14 protein-coding genes and 3 pseudogenes are annotated in these 15,500 nt (G+C 55.0%); 8 read left to right on the top strand and 9 right to left on the bottom strand.

What is annotated here, in order from left to right:
- Positions 1–35: 35 nt before the first annotated feature.
- The 5 genes from ACYQ14_RS08370 to ACYQ14_RS08350 all read left to right on the top strand — a co-directional run bounded on the left by ACYQ14_RS08370 (position 36) and on the right by ACYQ14_RS08350 (position 5,520).
- Positions 36–962, top strand: a complete 927-nt coding sequence (locus tag ACYQ14_RS08370) for a branched-chain amino acid ABC transporter permease (protein ID WP_459887009.1) — start codon at positions 36–38, stop codon at positions 960–962.
- A complete protein-coding gene (locus ACYQ14_RS08365; RefSeq protein WP_459887006.1) occupies positions 959–2,059 on the top strand; it encodes a branched-chain amino acid ABC transporter permease in 1,101 nt (366 codons plus the stop codon). Before ACYQ14_RS08370 ends, ACYQ14_RS08365 begins: the two co-directional genes overlap by 4 nt.
- Positions 2,056–2,814 (top strand): ABC transporter ATP-binding protein, encoded by a 759-nt coding sequence (locus tag ACYQ14_RS08360; RefSeq protein WP_459887003.1) that lies wholly within the window; start codon positions 2,056–2,058, stop codon positions 2,812–2,814. Before ACYQ14_RS08365 ends, ACYQ14_RS08360 begins: the two co-directional genes overlap by 4 nt.
- A complete protein-coding gene (locus ACYQ14_RS08355) occupies positions 2,811–3,560 on the top strand; it encodes an ABC transporter ATP-binding protein (RefSeq protein ID WP_283839026.1) in 750 nt (249 codons plus the stop codon). The genes ACYQ14_RS08360 and ACYQ14_RS08355 overlap by 4 nt, the downstream gene beginning before the upstream one ends.
- A 1,198-nt stretch (positions 3,561–4,758) precedes the next feature.
- Positions 4,759–5,520, top strand: a complete 762-nt coding sequence (locus tag ACYQ14_RS08350; RefSeq protein WP_459890024.1) for an IclR family transcriptional regulator — start codon at positions 4,759–4,761, stop codon at positions 5,518–5,520.
- Between the two features lie 106 nt (positions 5,521–5,626).
- On the opposite strand, the gene ACYQ14_RS08345 is transcribed toward ACYQ14_RS08350, so the two are convergent.
- The gene (locus tag ACYQ14_RS08345; RefSeq protein WP_459886999.1) at positions 5,627–6,853 is read right to left on the bottom strand and encodes a Tm-1-like ATP-binding domain-containing protein; all 1,227 of its coding nucleotides are present in this window, start codon (positions 6,851–6,853) and stop codon (positions 5,627–5,629) included.
- Position 6,854: 1 nt separating this feature from the next.
- Complete coding sequence (locus tag ACYQ14_RS08340) at positions 6,855–7,688, bottom strand: phosphoenolpyruvate hydrolase family protein (RefSeq protein WP_459886996.1); 834 nt, start codon at positions 7,686–7,688, stop codon at positions 6,855–6,857.
- Positions 7,689–7,998: 310 nt separating this feature from the next.
- Here ACYQ14_RS08340 and ACYQ14_RS08335 point away from each other — a divergent pair, with 310 nt between their 5' ends.
- The gene (locus ACYQ14_RS08335) at positions 7,999–8,412 is read left to right on the top strand and encodes a cupin domain-containing protein (RefSeq protein ID WP_459886993.1); all 414 of its coding nucleotides are present in this window, start codon (positions 7,999–8,001) and stop codon (positions 8,410–8,412) included.
- A 146-nt stretch (positions 8,413–8,558) separates the two neighbouring features.
- On the opposite strand, the gene ACYQ14_RS08330 is transcribed toward ACYQ14_RS08335, so the two are convergent.
- The 5 genes from ACYQ14_RS08330 to ACYQ14_RS08310 all read right to left on the bottom strand — a co-directional run bounded on the left by ACYQ14_RS08330 (position 8,559) and on the right by ACYQ14_RS08310 (position 12,910).
- Complete coding sequence (locus ACYQ14_RS08330) at positions 8,559–8,702, bottom strand: hypothetical protein (RefSeq protein WP_459886991.1); 144 nt, start codon at positions 8,700–8,702, stop codon at positions 8,559–8,561.
- A 225-nt stretch (positions 8,703–8,927) separates the two neighbouring features.
- Positions 8,928–9,803, bottom strand: coding sequence for a sugar phosphate isomerase/epimerase family protein (locus ACYQ14_RS08325; RefSeq protein WP_459886988.1), 876 nt, complete (start codon positions 9,801–9,803; stop codon positions 8,928–8,930).
- 3 nt (positions 9,804–9,806) lie between these two features.
- Positions 9,807–10,586 (bottom strand): TatD family hydrolase, encoded by a 780-nt coding sequence (locus ACYQ14_RS08320; RefSeq protein WP_459884184.1) that lies wholly within the window; start codon positions 10,584–10,586, stop codon positions 9,807–9,809.
- A 1,087-nt stretch (positions 10,587–11,673) separates the two neighbouring features.
- Positions 11,674–12,147 (bottom strand): DUF7992 family protein, encoded by a 474-nt coding sequence (locus ACYQ14_RS08315; protein ID WP_488193325.1) that lies wholly within the window; start codon positions 12,145–12,147, stop codon positions 11,674–11,676.
- 163 nt (positions 12,148–12,310) lie between these two features.
- Positions 12,311–12,910 carry a DUF5789 family protein gene (locus tag ACYQ14_RS08310; protein ID WP_459886986.1) on the bottom strand — a complete coding sequence of 200 codons (600 nt, stop codon included), beginning with the start codon at positions 12,908–12,910 and terminating at the stop codon, positions 12,311–12,313.
- Positions 12,911–13,012: 102 nt separating this feature from the next.
- Here ACYQ14_RS08310 and ACYQ14_RS08305 point away from each other — a divergent pair.
- Positions 13,013–13,294, top strand: a pseudogene (locus ACYQ14_RS08305) (transposase domain-containing protein); the annotation flags it as partial.
- Here the strand turns inward: ACYQ14_RS08305 and ACYQ14_RS08300 are convergent.
- Positions 13,294–13,506: pseudogene (locus ACYQ14_RS08300) on the bottom strand (toxin-antitoxin system TumE family protein); the annotation flags it as partial. The pseudogenes ACYQ14_RS08305 and ACYQ14_RS08300 sit on opposite strands and share 1 nt — an antisense overlap.
- Positions 13,507–13,594: 88 nt before the next feature.
- Positions 13,595–13,987, bottom strand: a pseudogene (locus ACYQ14_RS08295) (DUF7342 family protein); the annotation flags it as partial.
- Between the two features lie 237 nt (positions 13,988–14,224).
- Here ACYQ14_RS08295 and ACYQ14_RS08290 point away from each other — a divergent pair.
- Complete coding sequence (locus ACYQ14_RS08290) at positions 14,225–15,238, top strand: tyrosine-type recombinase/integrase (protein ID WP_459886983.1); 1,014 nt, start codon at positions 14,225–14,227, stop codon at positions 15,236–15,238.
- The last annotated feature ends 262 nt before the right edge of the window (positions 15,239–15,500 follow it).

The raw sequence follows: 15,500 nt of genomic DNA, 5'->3' as shown, positions 1-15,500 counted from the left end.
ACTCGCTCGCTCTCTCTACTAACGTTACTAAGGCCATGATCGAATCAGCACTCACGTTCCTATTTATGATGTTGAGCGTCGCGGCGGTGTACATACTGGTCGCGACAGGCCTCTCGATCACGATGGGGACGCTCGATTTTGCGAATATGACACACGCAGCGCTGTACCTTTTCGGAGCGTACATCGCTCTCGTCATCATTGGTGAACCGGATGTCGGAGGGGTACTCGAATCTGTCGGGTTCTCCACGTTCGGCCTCGGCTGGGGGCTCATTCCAGCGATGATACTGACGCCGATCATCGTCTTCGGAATCGGACTAGTACTCGAGAAGTACGTGGTCCGACCGCTTTCCGATCGCGATGTCGTCGATCAGATACTGATCACGTTCGGCCTCCTCTTTATGGCTCAAGAGTTGATGGCGATCCTCTTTGGCACCGGGGGCCAAACCATCTCGAGACCCGGCTGGGCTAGCGGACCGTTGGCCTTACCGGGTATCGGAACCGTTTCGCGGTGGCGGTTTTACGTAATACTCATTACGGCCGTCCTGATGATCGGCTTGCTGTTGTTCTATAAAAAGACGGACTTCGGACTCGTCGTCCGAGGAGCGACGCAGGACTCCCAAATGGTGCAACTGCTCGGTATCAAGGTCAAACGCCCGTACGCGTTCGTCTTTGGAATAGGCGCCGCGTACGCAGGAATCGCCGGACTGCTGGGCGGAACGATATTCACGATCAACCACGAAATCGGTATCGATATTCTCATTCCCGCGCTTCTCGTCGTTGTCGCTGGCGGGATGGGAAGTATCAAAGGAACGATCGTGGCGGGCACGCTCTTCGGGTTAGCGTGGGCGACCGCAAACTCCGTCTATCCGCAGGGAATGGAAGCCAGCATATACCTGACCGCAATCGTGATAATCATGCTTCGGCCGGAGGGGCTATTCGGCTCGACAGGGGTGGAAGTATGAGTCTGCGAGACGTAACCGGTCGTCTCGATATCGAACGACCGACCCTGAGCTGGGAGTACTGGGACGAAATCAAAGGGACGGAGTCGTTCGTCTTCGTCGCGGCGACCGTATTCGTGCTGCTCTGGTCGTGGCTCTTCGCTCGTGCCCCGATTACGAGCGCAGTCGGCGGCTACCAGTCGCTGGCCGTCACCGTCCTCATCTGGGGGATATTCGCGATCGGGTTCGACTTGCTTCTGGGCCAGACCGGGCTGTTGTCGTTCGGACACGCCGTGTTCTGGGGAGGCGGTGCGTACGCCGCCGGTCTGTTCAGCTACTACGTGACGGGCGACCCACTCTTGGTGGTCATCGCCGGCATCGTCTTCGCGCTCGTCCTCGCGGCGGTCGTCGGATACATCGCGCTTCGACGCCACGCGGTTTACTTTGCGATTCTGACGCTCGCGATCGGCCAGTTCGTGTACTTCCTCGCCGTGTCCCCACTACAGGAGATCACCGGCGGCTACAACGGGTTCATCTACGTTCAGGTCGAACCGGTAGCGGGGTTCATCAATCTCAATCAACCGCTCCCCGGAGTACTCGGGACGTTGTGGTACGACCATCTCTACCTCTTCGTCGCGGTGTTCTTCGTCTTCGCCGTCGTTCTCGCAACGCGAATCGTGAAATCTCCGTACGGGCTCGTATTTCGGTCGCTTCGTGAAAACGAACAGCGAGCGGCGTTCATCGGCATCAACGTCTGGCGGTACAAGTTCATGGCCTTCATCCTCTCTGCCGTGTTCGCCGGGGTCGCCGGAAGCCTGTATACGATTCACACGGTGTTTGTCTCCGTCGAATCGCTTTATTGGCTCATCAGCGGCGAGGTCGTTATTATGACCGTCCTGGGCGGATTGGGATCCGTGTTCGGACCGATCCTCGGAGCGATCCTCTACGTGTACGTCCGCGGGGTCGTCGACGGATTCCCGATCGTCGGACCGTACTGGTTCCTGATACTCACGACCCTGTTTACCGTCGTCGTCTGGGCCTTTCCACAGGGTCTGTGGGGAATTGTCGGAAAGATCGGTCAATCACTCCGCGGACTAACTCGCAGGTGGAACGACTCATGACATTCTTCGAAACGAGAGAGCTGACGAAATCGTTCAACGGATTAACTGCAGTCGACAACGTATCCGTCTCGATACGCGAAGGAGAACTGGTCTGTGTTATCGGACCGAACGGAGCGGGGAAAACGACCTTCGTGAACCTCGTTACCGGTATGCTCGAGCCGACCTCGGGCGAAGTCCTCTTCGAGGGGACCGACGTAACCGGCAGTGATCCACACGAGATAACCCAGGCCGGCATCAGTCGCTCCTTTCAGACGGCGTCGTTATTCACCAACCTGACAGTCGAAGAGAACGTGAAAGTCGCCGCGCTCGCGGCTGAACAAGGATCGTTCCGGGTGAATTTCTTTCGACGTCTCGATGGCTATCCAGCGGTAACCGAGCGAGCGCAAGCGTTGCTCGAGCGGTTCAACCTCGTTGCCGACCGGAACATGGACACGGGATCGCTCTCTTACGGAGACAAACGCCGACTGGAGTTAGCTGTCGCCATGGCTAACGATCCGCGGTTGATATTCATGGATGAACCGACGGCGGGTATGTCTCCTGAAGAGACGCAGGCGACGACGGAGTTGATCAAGTCCATTCAGGAGGAACGAACGATGGGTGCCGTGATGATCGAACACGATATGGACCTCGTCTTCGACCTCGCTGACCGAATCGTCGTGTTAAACAGGGGAGAAATAATCGCCAAAGGGACGCCAGGCGAGATACGGGAACACCCGGAAGTACAGGAAGCGTACCTCGGCGGGGTGAAACAATGAGCTTGCTCGAACTGGACGATGTCCATTCACACTACGGCCCCAGTCACATCCTCCGGGGTGTCTCGTTGACGGTCGAGCGAGGCGAGGTCGTAACGCTCCTGGGCCGAAACGGAGCGGGGAAAACGACGACGTTGCGAAGTATTATCGGCGCGACCCCTCCGGAAGTGTCGGCTGGTCGTATCGCCTTTGGAGGGGAAGATATCGTCGGAAATTCCCCGGAAGACATCGTGATGAACGGGATCGCTATCGTTCCTGAGGAACGGCGAGTATTCGGCGATTTTACCGTCGAAGAAAACTTGCGGATGCCGGACATCTCCCGACAGGATTGGAACACGATCCTTCGCGATATGCCGGTTGAGGACGAATCAGGGATGAACGACGAGGAAATTTACGAACTCTTCCCGCGACTCGAAGAACGACGCGAACAGTACGCGGGAACGCTCTCCGGTGGAGAACAGCAGATGCTCTCTATCGCCCGAACGCTGAAACTCCCGAACGTCGACCTGTTACTGATGGACGAACCGACGGAAGGGCTCGCTCCGCAGATCGTCGAGTCCGTCCTCGATTCGATCGAACGGATCGCGGAGACGGGAACGACGATTTTGCTGGTCGAACAGAACTCGACCGCCGCTCTCAAGGTAGCCGATCGGTGTTATATCCTCGACGACGGGTCGATCGTGTATCAGGGGAGCTCCGAAGAACTCGTTGCAGACGACGACGTTCGTCTTCGGTATCTGGCCGTCTGATCACGCCAGCGGGCCAACTGCAACGGTACGACACAGCAGACCGGCTTTCACCCACCCCTCACCCACCTGGGCGTCGTCACCGACGAAAGCGGGATCAACTCCGACCGGCGAGCGATCAATACGTCGTTCATGTTCTCGATCGGACGGGGTGTGTTCTCCGCTCGACCGCCTCGTTCTCCGATCTGACTTCGACACGATCCACCGGGAGCGACCGGGCCCCGTCGCTCGAGTCGATCTTCTCGTATAATTGTTTGCCGGTCGGCTTCGAAAAGCCGGAGTGCTCGGCTTTGCCCCGGACGAATCGCCATCTCGATCAGCGTCGTCCATACACAGACACGTAAACAACGGCTGTCGTTCGTTCTCTTATCTGCACCTCACTAGCTGGCTCGTTCATCGGTTCGACGAAGTATCTAGTCGGACACTTCAGATCTCCAGATAACGCACTCTCGATACCCCTAACGAGTCTTCTCTTGACACGCACGACCATGGGCGCAACGGCGCGTTCGTTCGATATGCACTCTGTTTTAGGGGTCCCCTTCTTAGGAATATATTCTCTATGTTAGAACGATCTGAAAGTTGACCACGAGAATATTGCTGACTGTTCGCACCCTTAAGTCTTACATACATATGGGTGTCAAGGGACGACTCGTTACAGTCTCCCTTCGTCGAGAGCCATCGAACTATCGTTATTGGATACTGGTGTTCTCTATTTCGATGGGGCCGAAAAACGAGAAGGTAGCGTCCGTCGAACGGACGGCTTGTCGTGTTTCCGTGGCCGACCCGAAAATCACGGACTCCATCCGAAATATCGCGCGCGTACTCGATACGGGAGTTTCCCAACCGGCGTGTTAGTCGGTCTTCGTAGAGATATGGTCCGTTCCAGTTGCTGGTGTATTTCATCCGATGAACCTCCGTAATGGATTCTTGTTGTGAAATAGAAAACCGACTGGTGAACTGTGAGGAGAACCAATAGTATTCGGTGACTTATATAGCACACCTAATTGAGTACACAATCCCTTCTCAAACCGTTGACGAATGCCGTTTGAGATGATTGACTGATCTTCTCCAACATATATTATTCTATATATGAATGCATTAGGAAATACCCCGAGTACGGTGAAATATTACTCGAGTTCGGGGCGTATTGTTTTCTATTATAGAATAAGGTTTAATGTTCTTGGGAGAGAGTGTATGGCATATGGGAAAAAGAGCCAAACACCCCGTGCGTACTACTGCCAAATCACTGGAGGTTATAGAAGCGCTCAACCGACTAGGAGGCGCCCGAGTCACGGAGTTAGCGAACGAACTCGATATGGGAAAGAGTGCAGCCCACAATCATTTAAGCACGCTCGAAGAGCACGGATATGTCGTCCAAGAGTCAAAGACGTATGTTCTCAGTCTCAAGTTTTTAGATATTGGCGGGCAAATACGCAATAGAACTCCCATCTACAAAGTTGCCGAGCCAAAAGTACGGGAGTTAGCCGACACGTCCGGAGAGCTAGTGCATTTGGCAGTCGAAGAAGGTGGAAAGGGTGTCTACCTGGCCCGATCAAAAGGCGAGCAGGCCGTCGATCTCGACACGTATGTCGGCTGTAACCACCACATGCACAACTCTGCCTTCGGCAAAGCGATTTTAGCGCAGTTACCGTCGGAGCGTGTCGATGAGATCATCGATCAGCACGGTCTCCCGCTAGCAACACAACAAACGATAACGACGAAAGACGAACTCCTCGACGAATTAGATCGAACACGAAAGCGTGGCTTTGCGGTCGACGATGAGGAGCGAATTGCGGGTCTCCGATGTATTGCGGCACCGATCAGATTCAACTCGGACGTTATCGGTGCAGTCAGTATTTCGGCACCGACAGCGCGAATCGACGACAACTGGGAGACAAACGAGTTCGTCGACCAACTCTGTAACACGGCAAACGTAATAGAACTAAACAAGTACCACGTTTGATAGGGTCGGTTGTCCCTGTTTACCGGTTCGTCGCCAGAGCGGGGTGGCGAATGGCCGGAAATGACTGACAACCGACCCTATGACTCACCGCTTTGTTCCCCGTTCGTTAGTCGGCTGCCGATTCTTCCGTCTCGGTCAAATACTCGTCGAGTTTCTTCGCCATGGCTAGTGCAAAATCTTCGTCGTTGATGTCGGTTTCGCGCTCGACGACCTCGATCGCCTCGCCCGCGGTATCTCGGAGCGAGTCGAACAGCGCCTCGTCCGCGGCTGGATCGTGGAACTCCTCACCGCCGATGTCGATCGCCGAAACGCCCTCGAGCGGAAGATACAGGGCCGTTGGTGCCGTCGATTTCCGGAGCTTCTCTCCGATAATCGCGCCCAACTCGGCGTTTTCCTCCGACGTCGTTCGCATCAGCGTCACCTGCGGGTTGTGAGCAACGAATTGACGCCCCTCGAACTCCTCGGGAACCGTCTCACGCGGACCGAAGTTAACCATATCGAGCGCACCCGTCGAGACCACCTGGGGGATGCCCGCTTGGGCTGCGGCATCGAGTCGATCTGAGCCGGCGCTCAGTACGCCGCCGACCAGTTCGTCTGCCCACTCCGTGGTCGTAATGTCCAAGACCCCGTCGATTATGCCTTGGCGAACGAGGTTCTCCATCGCTCGGCCACCGGTACCCGTCGCGTGGAAGACGATCGTCTCGTATCCCCTTTCCTCGAGGTACTTTCGCGCGGCCTGGGCACAGGCGGTCGTAACGCCAAACATCGTGATGCCGATCGTGAGCCTGTCCTCGATTTCGATGTCCGGGTCGTTCGCGACCATCCCGACCATCGCGAGTGCCGCGTTGGCGATGACCTGCTGTGAGAGTTGATTGAGGCCCTCGATGTCCGCAACGGAGTACATCATCATCACGTCCGTCGCACCGACGTAGGGTTCGATATCACCCGAAGCCATCGTCGAGACCATCAGTTTGGGAACGCCGACGGGTAACGACCGCATTGCCGTCGTCCCGATCGACGTGTTCCCCGATCCACCGAGACCGAATACGCCGTCGAGAACACCGTCCTCGTACAGGCGCTGCACAACGGCGACAGCACCCTCGCCCATCGTCTCCATCGCCTCGCCGCGGTTGACATCGTCTCGAAGATGCTCGAGAGTAGTGCCAGCTGCGTCGGCGACTTCGCTAGCCGGCGTGTCCGGTTCGATTTGTGGGGACCCCATTACGCCAGCGTCAATCACGTGAACGCTGACGCCTCGGGATTCGATGACGTTTCTAGCGAACCCAATCTCCTCGCCTTTCGTGTCCAACGTTCCGACGATGACCACTGCCATGCTATATCTCGATATCCTTGAATTCGCGGGTCTGTTCCTGAATCGCTTCCTCCGTCGCGAGCCGTTCGATACTCGAGGCGCCGAAAAAGCCGGCGACTCCTTCGGTGTTGTCCAGCACGTATTGGGCGTCGTCCGGCCAGGCGATCGGGCCACCGTGGCAGATGACGATGATGTCTTCGTTGATATCCCTGGCCGCGTCGTGGTGGTCCTGAACGCGGTCGGCAGCTTCGTCGAGGTCGAGCGAGGTCTCGGCTCCGATGTCACCGGAGGTCGTTAGTCCCATATGCGAAACGATGACATCGGCACCAGCCTCGGCCATTTGGCGGGCCTGTTCCGTCGTGAATACGTACGGGCACGTCAGCATTCCCTGGCTTGCGGCCTCCCGAATCATGTCGACCTCCTTATCGTATCCCATGCCGGTTTCTTCGATGTTCTGACGGAACCGACTCTCTTCCTCGAAGAGTCCAACGGTCGGAAAATTCTGTACTCCGGAAAAGCCCCGACGCTTGAGATCCTCGATAAAGACGTCCATCTGGCGGAACGGATCAGTCCCGTTGACGCCGGCCAATACCGGGGTATCCTCGACGACCGGAATGACTTCGTGACCCATCTCGAGGACAATTTCGTTCGCATCGCCGTAGGGAAGTAACCCGGCTAGTGATCCCCGTCCGTTCATCCGATAGCGACCGGAGTTGTAGATGATCAGGAGGTCGACACCGCCACGCTCAGCGAACTTTGCCGAAATACCGGTACCGGCACCTGCACCGATTATCGGCTCGTTATCAGCGATCGTTGCCCGTAGTCGCGAAATGGATTTTTCTCGAGTGAACGCCATAATTCATCTCTATGAATCATGGGAACAGTATTCAATGTTTGGGTTAGCTTATGAATCGTGTTCGAACGTACAACGGAACGGATAGCCGAGATTGAAAACAAGTTGCGCTCGGCACGTAGTCTGGGAGGTGATTTTGAACGCGCCCCATCCTGTCGTCAGGACGGGATTAGATGACCACGAAGAGTGAGAGTCCGCGCCGAATCAGTGGCTGTTCCACCGATGTAGCGCCAGAACCCGTTTGCTGACGGACTCCTCAGACGCTACCGGTGGGATACAATTAAGATGTTGCACGGCACATATGTGTGTGTAAATGGCAGACAATTCGTTCATCAGCAGTGAGGATGTCTCGACACAGGTATTCGACTGGGGAACGCTCAAGTGGATGGCAACACCCGAAGTGAACGACTCGGAGCGGTTCAGCGCAGGCGTCGTTCAACTCGAGCCGGGAAACGGACACGATCTCCACACGCATCCGGACAGCGAAGAAACCCTCTACGTCATAAACGGGAACGGTGAACAAACCGTCGACGGCGACAAACAGGATGTGGGCCCGGGAGACATGATTCACATTCCGAAGGGTGTCGAACATGGGACCGAAAACACCGGCTGGGAAACACTCCAATTACTGGCCGTCTATTCACCGCCCGGTCCCGAAGAGCTCTTAGCCGAAATGCCTGACTGTGAGATCGTTCCGGCCGGAGAAGTACCCGTTCGAAACGAATAACCTACCGTTTGGCTCGGCGTTTGGCTTTCTAACGGTTGGATTAGTCGGGGTCGTCAACAACGCGTTGAAACCGGTCGGGCGCATTGTTCTGTTCGCTTCGTGCCCTCTCTAGGACAGTATCAGTCTGCAAACAGACGACTCTGGCGTTACTGCGTTCCGTACTCGTGACATGGGAACAGAGGAATCGATCGCGCCAAATCGACATCGTCGTCGTCGTCCGTCTCGAGTAGATCCATTTCTCGAGATATTCGGTTGGAAAACATCGTTCGATCCACGTCGTGAAACCGCATTTGATTTTCTCGCATCTCCTAGAACACACCCCATTTATTTACATCAGTACCTTTGTAAGTGAAAATATATTGCTTTCTCACATGATAAAGACAATCTCTTATGGATTATAAACTCTTGTATCCGTATCCGTATCTACCGGTGCTGACCAATACTTTAAACTGAATTCTCACGCCGAGCACACGTGAAAAATAATGGTTCTCTCGTTTCGCTACGCAACTATTCGATCAGGTCCACCCGTGTTCGTGGAGGTAGTCCATCGCCTCGCTGGCGGTTTCCTGTGCGGTTTCTTCGTAGGGGTAGAGTTCGATCGTGACGAATCCGTCGTACTCGCTGTCCTCGATGGCTTGCAGGAAGCCGTCGATGTCCATCCCGCCGTCTCCGAGTTGGGTGTGTTCGTGGGTGCCGTCGGCGGGGATATCTTCGAGATGGTAGTGGTTCGAATACGGGGCCAGTTTGTCGATCAGGTCGACGGGATCTTCGTCGACGCAGTAGAAGTGTCCCGCGTCGAAGTTACAGCCCACTCGCGGCGAGTCGATCCGTTCGACGAACTCGAGAAACTGGTCGGACGATTCGATCAACAGATCGGGTTCGGGTTCGACCAGCACATCGACGCCGACGTCTTCTGCGGTGTCTGTCACGTCTCGAATCCCCTCGACGAACATATCCAGGGCGTCTTCTCTCGAGGTTCCGTTCGGGACCGGTCCGCCCGGCGTGATCGAGATGTGGTCGGCCCCCAGGGCGTCGGCCGTTTCGAGGGCGTTTTTCGTGTGTTCGATGCGTTCGCGGCGATCAGCCGGATCGGGTTCGATAAACGAGGGGTGCTGGAAGCCCTGTATCTCGCGGTCGTACTCGGCGGCTTTGCTCTTTTCGGAGCGCTCGAGTGCGCTGAGCATGAACGCGTTGCAGTTACTGACGGCGACGTCGTTGTCCGCGAGGACGTTCCGGACGTGCTCGATGTCGCTGTCGTCGGCGTTCGCCGGGAACAGGTGGGGTTCGTCGAGCAGGATTTCGATTCCGTCGTAGCCGATTTCGGCGAGGATTTCGATCGATTCGTCTAACTCGTACTGGCGGAAGGCGTTGAGTGAGAAGCCAAAGTCCATGGATTAGGCCTCGTAGGTGAAGTTCGGCGACTGGTCGAAAAACTCGTAGGGGTTGTCGAAGACGACCTTCTTGACCGCCTCACGATCCCAGCCTCGATCGAGCATCTTGTCTCTGGCTTTGGGCACGGCGAGGGGATCGGACGGATCCCAGTCGGCTGCGCTGTTGAGCAACATCTTGTCGGTGCCGTACTCCTCTATGATATCGATCGCGGTTTCGTCGGTGATCTTCCCGGGGTAGAGGGTAAAGCCGATCCAACAGTCGGTTTGAGCCGAGATGTCGATGGTGTTTTCGGTGTTGTGATCGAGGATGATTCGTTCCTGCGTGACGCCTTCGTCTCGGATGATCTCGACGAGTCGTTCGGTTCCTTCGGGTTTGTTCGTGTGTGGCGTATGAACGATAACCGGGAGTTCGCGTTCTTCGGCCATCTGGAGTTGCTCTCTGAAGGCGTATTCTTCCTCGTCGGTCCCCTGGTCGAAGCCGATCTCGCCCAGGCCGACGACATCCTCGCGCTCGAGGTACTCCGGAAGTTCGTCGAGGACCCGCTGGGCCATCTCCGGGTAGTTCGCTTCCTTCGGCTCGAGGCCGATGGTGGCGTAGTGGTCGATACCGGCGGCGCGCTCGGCGCGGTTGGTTTCGAAGCCGATGAGCCGCTCGAAGTAATCGAAAAACGATTCGGCGTGTTGTTTGTCCGTTCCGCTCCAGAACGCCGGTTCGATGCAACATTCGATGCCGGCCAGTCGGGCGCGTTCGTAATCGTTGATCGACCGCGAAACCATGTGCATGTGCGGGTCAATTATCGGAATCGACATGTATACACAATGGTAATGAAGCCATATTAAACATGCGCTCCGCCTGGAATTATTGACATGTACCCGTTGTGGAGCCCGAACTCGATCCGAGTTGCAATGTGACCAGTCGAATCTTATGCTTCCTGTTGTATACACAAATTCCCACAAGAAACAATCTATTTGGTCGTCAGAATTCGATCGCTTACTAGTGCTGTAGGTTCAAACCAAACATATGGAATGACTGTTCTTTCATACCAGTTAAAATACCATGCGGAGCTGAATTTTCTATAGTAGGTGAGATATCGTTCTTTTGTCTATTATAGTAACTGGAATTAAGGCCAGTCAAATCGCACTCTTACCATTATAAGATACTATTATTTATACAGATATATTTGTGATGTGGAGTCAGTAGATCGAACGTTTTCAAACCGATTCCACGATCAGCAACGTAACAAAATCTGAAGCACTCGCGACCGAGGAAACCTGAACTGACTCGAACTGATCACTCAATACCGAATTCGTACGACTACGGCCCCATTTTCTACAAGTTGTGTTTGTCCGTCTCTCTTCTCTACGAACGCTTCTCGAATTTGATCCGTATCGTGGAACTTCCCCTCTCGGCGGAGCAGAACGACTCTAACAACTATTTTGTGGACGAGCGTTCCATCGGATTTCTCGTCACTGATTTCGACGACAACTTTATCGTCTACTTCAGATCTTCAATCAGTACTTCCCCGCGTTGGCCGGTCAGTGCGATACTCTGTAGACCCTCCCAGCGTACTGGTCTTCCTGGCCGTGGCGTTCACATTTCGTAAACGAGTCGTATTCTCTCAAATAGTAGCGTCACTATCGCCATTCCCTTTCAACCCCAAAGACATATTTTCTATTATATGATCTGTATCTTATCTGAAATCGAACAAATCTTTCTGCCGATTCAGTCACTACTATATCGGGTATGATACAATATCTGTCATCTTTAGCCTGTTCCGAGGAATTTGTTCGCGAGTTCTTCGGCTCGAGTCTGCTCACTATAGAGAAATCTGCATCTCGGACGCCGTCGAGCAGGCTGTAGTGACTGGAATCACTCCTCGCGTTTACCGTACGTTTCCTCACCCCAACCATAATCAGACGCTTCGTCGTTCCGTTCGAGGTAGTTCTCAAGCACCTCGTGTACCGCTCGGCCGAGATCGTCTAACTCACTGTCAATCATTGAAACCGTGCTCGAATCGAGCGACTCGGTCGTGTTTCGCTCCCGCCAGTCGTCCGAAATCATTGGGGCGTCGAAGCGAAGGCGGTCTTCGGTTGGGTCCCAGTAGAAGTCGAACGCTTGGAATAGGCCGAGGTCGCTGACAATTCGAACGTGCTCTTCATCGAGACTCGTGTACTCGGTCCACTCGTTGAATCCCTCCTTCCAGGCACCTTCCTGGAGCAGGTCTTCGATGTCCTCGCGGTAGAAATCCTCTGATCCGAGCGTCTCTTCTTGCCACTCGAACTCGCGCGGCATTCCTCGGTTCGAGAGGTCTGGTGGTTCCGGGACCTCTATATCGAGCGCCATGCTAGTGGTTTCACTGGTAACACAATAAAGCCCATAGCAGTTCCAACCGAGACGGAATGAGACGCCTCTCACAAGAGAAATCCTGTTACTGGATCGAGGGCGCGTATCGGTCACGCTTGGGGCGTGACAGCAGTCATTGCAACGATTGCTCGTGGTCGTCGGTTTATATCCCGAGCCACTCGTCGTTTCGGACCTGATATCCGTTCGTCCGACAGAACTTCGCCGCTTCTCGGCGTACCGCCCGGGACGTCGGGAGCGTTTCTTTCTCGCGGATTCGCTCGATGATCCAGTCGCTGATGGCCTGGATCCCTTCATCGTCGTCATCGACATCGATCGCTTTGAGTTCCTGGAAGGTCTTCTCGTACGCCTTGCGCTGTGCCCAACTGAAATCCGTATTCCGAAGCGTTTTGCTGGCTTCCACGACCCGTTTCATGGCCTCGGCAACTGTCGGCCGCTGTACCTGCACCCGGACGGCAGCTGAAGAGTCGAACGTCTCCTCGTCTGTCTCCGGTACTAGTTCCTCGATACTGTAGCTCCCCTCGACCGATTCGATCTCACGATCGCCGATCGCCGCGACGACCTCGGTCCCCGTGGCCGGGAAGGTCAGCTCTTCGAGTTCTGCCTCGAAACTGGCGAGTTCCTCCGCTTCCACCGGTGGCTCTATTTCGTCCCCGCGCTCCAGTTCTGTGGCGATCTCACGCTTTTGTTGGCGTCTTTCAGCGTCGTGTGCTTGCTTGTCTCGGCCGCGCTTATCGTCTGCCATCCTATAATTTTGGCTCTCCAGCCGGATAGCTCTGTGGTCGATAACAGGGGGTCGTGTTTAGTTAAGACTGAAAAGTGAGGCGAAGCGAATTTCGGCTGGTCAATGGCTGAAATTGCTCGTCTCAGCGGTCGTAGCGATTGGATAGACTTGGGTTTTGTGGAGCGAGAGCGGATACCGAGCGAACTGATGGAGTTAGGTATTCGACTCCATTTGTCCGGATTATCACTTTCGAATACCGTCTCTGAATTATAGAAGTTCGATGTCGGACGGTCACGGAAAGCCGTTCACGACTGGGTGTAGAAGGCTGATCTACAACCCGCCAGTGATGCGAGTCCGGATCACGTCGCACTTGACGAGACGGTGATCCGAATCAACGGTCAGCAATGATCTCTCGAGTTGTGCGCGTTTGGATGCCGATCCCATCGGCACTTCCACGCACTAACTTGGCGTTCCTCTTGATATTGGATCTTGAAATCGTCGTTGCGGTACCAGCGGATCTCGAGACGAGCGGACACCTCGTTCGGGTAGTACTCGTCGGACAGGTCGACACGGAGGTGTAGCTTCCCAGTCGTACTGATTTCCGCCGATTGAAACATTTGACTGCCGATAAATTTGGATCGAAGGCGCTCTAACACCGATCGGTCGATCGGCGCAGGGCTCCGACCGTCATTCATCGGTACCATGTCAGCTGTGGGACGGAGCCGTTGAACTGGCGGCCTTTCTTCGGGCGCGTTCGTGATGACGACGCTCCTCAATAGCGGTGGCCCAATCACTGAGTTCCACGTACACATCGTCAATCCGCTCCGCGTCGAACTCGAGGACGTCGACCTCGGCGGGTGAATCGACGCCGTATTCGTTGCGATACTCCTCAATTTGATCGGTCAGCTCCGAGACGCGGGCCTGCAACTCGTCGACGATATTCTCCCGCGCTAACTCGTTCACTCGACGCCACTCGAAGTAGTCGTCGTTGCGCTCGTACCTGACTGGTCGCCCCTCATGCCGAATAACGATACCAAGGTCGGCGTAGAACGACAAGTGTGTTCGTGCTGACTCCGCCGAGCAGTCTGCTTGCCTCGCTCCATGGGCCCTGACGGATTCGTAACTACGCCGACGGCTCGCGTCGCTCGCCGTCGTCTAGTTCGAATCCGCAGGGAGTAAGAATTCGCTCCTCACGTCCGTTCGTCGCAGAATTCATGGGCCCTGACGGGGATTATCCAGAATCTTCGGGGCCATCAGCTAGCTGTTAGGCGAGCAGACAAGCGCTAACACGCTCGTTCAGAGATTGCTGTCTTCTGCCTTCGTGAGTGAGACGACATGACAACCGAACTCGAACCGCTTGGCCCGGAGACGGCCAAGCAGATGTACCTTGATGAACGGCAACACAAACTCGCGGATGCAACACTACAATCGCACGACTATCGGCTCAGGCAGTTCGTACAGTGGTGTGAAAACGAGGAGATTGACAACCTGAACGAGTTCTCCGCACGCGATATCCACCGGTTCCGCGTCAAACGACGGAACGAAGACGAACTCGCCACTGCGTCGATGAAGGGACAATTGGCGACCTTGCGTGTCTTCCTCCGGTTCTGTGCGAGTATCGACGCAGTACAAGCGGGACTCGATGAGAAAATCATCTTGCCAACGACCACAGCTGATGACGCACGCGACGAGTTACTCAGCAGGGATCGCGCTCAGAAGATCCTGAACCATCTCGAGCGATATCGCTATGCAAGACTCGAGCACGCGCTGCTCGAAGTACTCTGGCACACTGGGCTTCGCATCGGTGCTGCGACCGGAATCGATGTTGAGGACTACAGATCCGACGATCAATACTTGGCATTAGTTCACAGACCAGACGAGGGAACCTCTCTCAAGAACGGCTCGAAAAGCGAGCGACTAGTTGCGTTGAACGATCGTGTCTGTCTGGTCCTGGACGACTGGCTTGAGGTCAACCATCCAGGGGTAGTCGATGACTACGGTCGAACTCCGCTATTTGCGACGAAGCGTAGTCGCCTCAGCCGCAATCGCGGACGAACGATCGCGTACCAGTATACGCGCCCGTGTGTATACGAGAACAAGTGTCCACACGACCGGAATATCGGCAAGTGCGAAGCACACCCGACAGAGTATGCTCACAAGTGTCCGTCAGCACTGAGCCCGCATCCCGTTCGTCGGGGGTCCATCACGCATCATCTCCAGTCAGATACCCCTGAACGCATTGTGAGTGATCGGATGGACGTTGGGATGGACGTATTGGAGCGACATTACGATCAACGGTCTGCTCGAGAAAAACTCGAACAACGCCGCCGATACCTTCCAGACGAATAGTATCAAGATGATCTTTGGACGAATAACCAGCTTTATTTGACCTTCTTGAACTTCTATTTCTGGACAGTATTTTGCTGTAAAACATACGCTCACTAAAGATACGGACTGACCGCTGGAATTCCTACCAGCTATCGATAATATACGTAGCCTTGTGCAGGATACAAGGCGCGAATCGGTTACTGCTGAGTATCACTACATCTACCAGTCTGATGACTACGAGTACTGGTTGAAGTCGATGGGGCACGCAGAGCGGGATCACAAC

It is taken from the genome of Halostagnicola bangensis (assembly GCF_054653435.1).
Note: the sequence above shows the minus strand (reverse complement) of the source record. Positions and strands in the feature narration are given on the sequence as shown.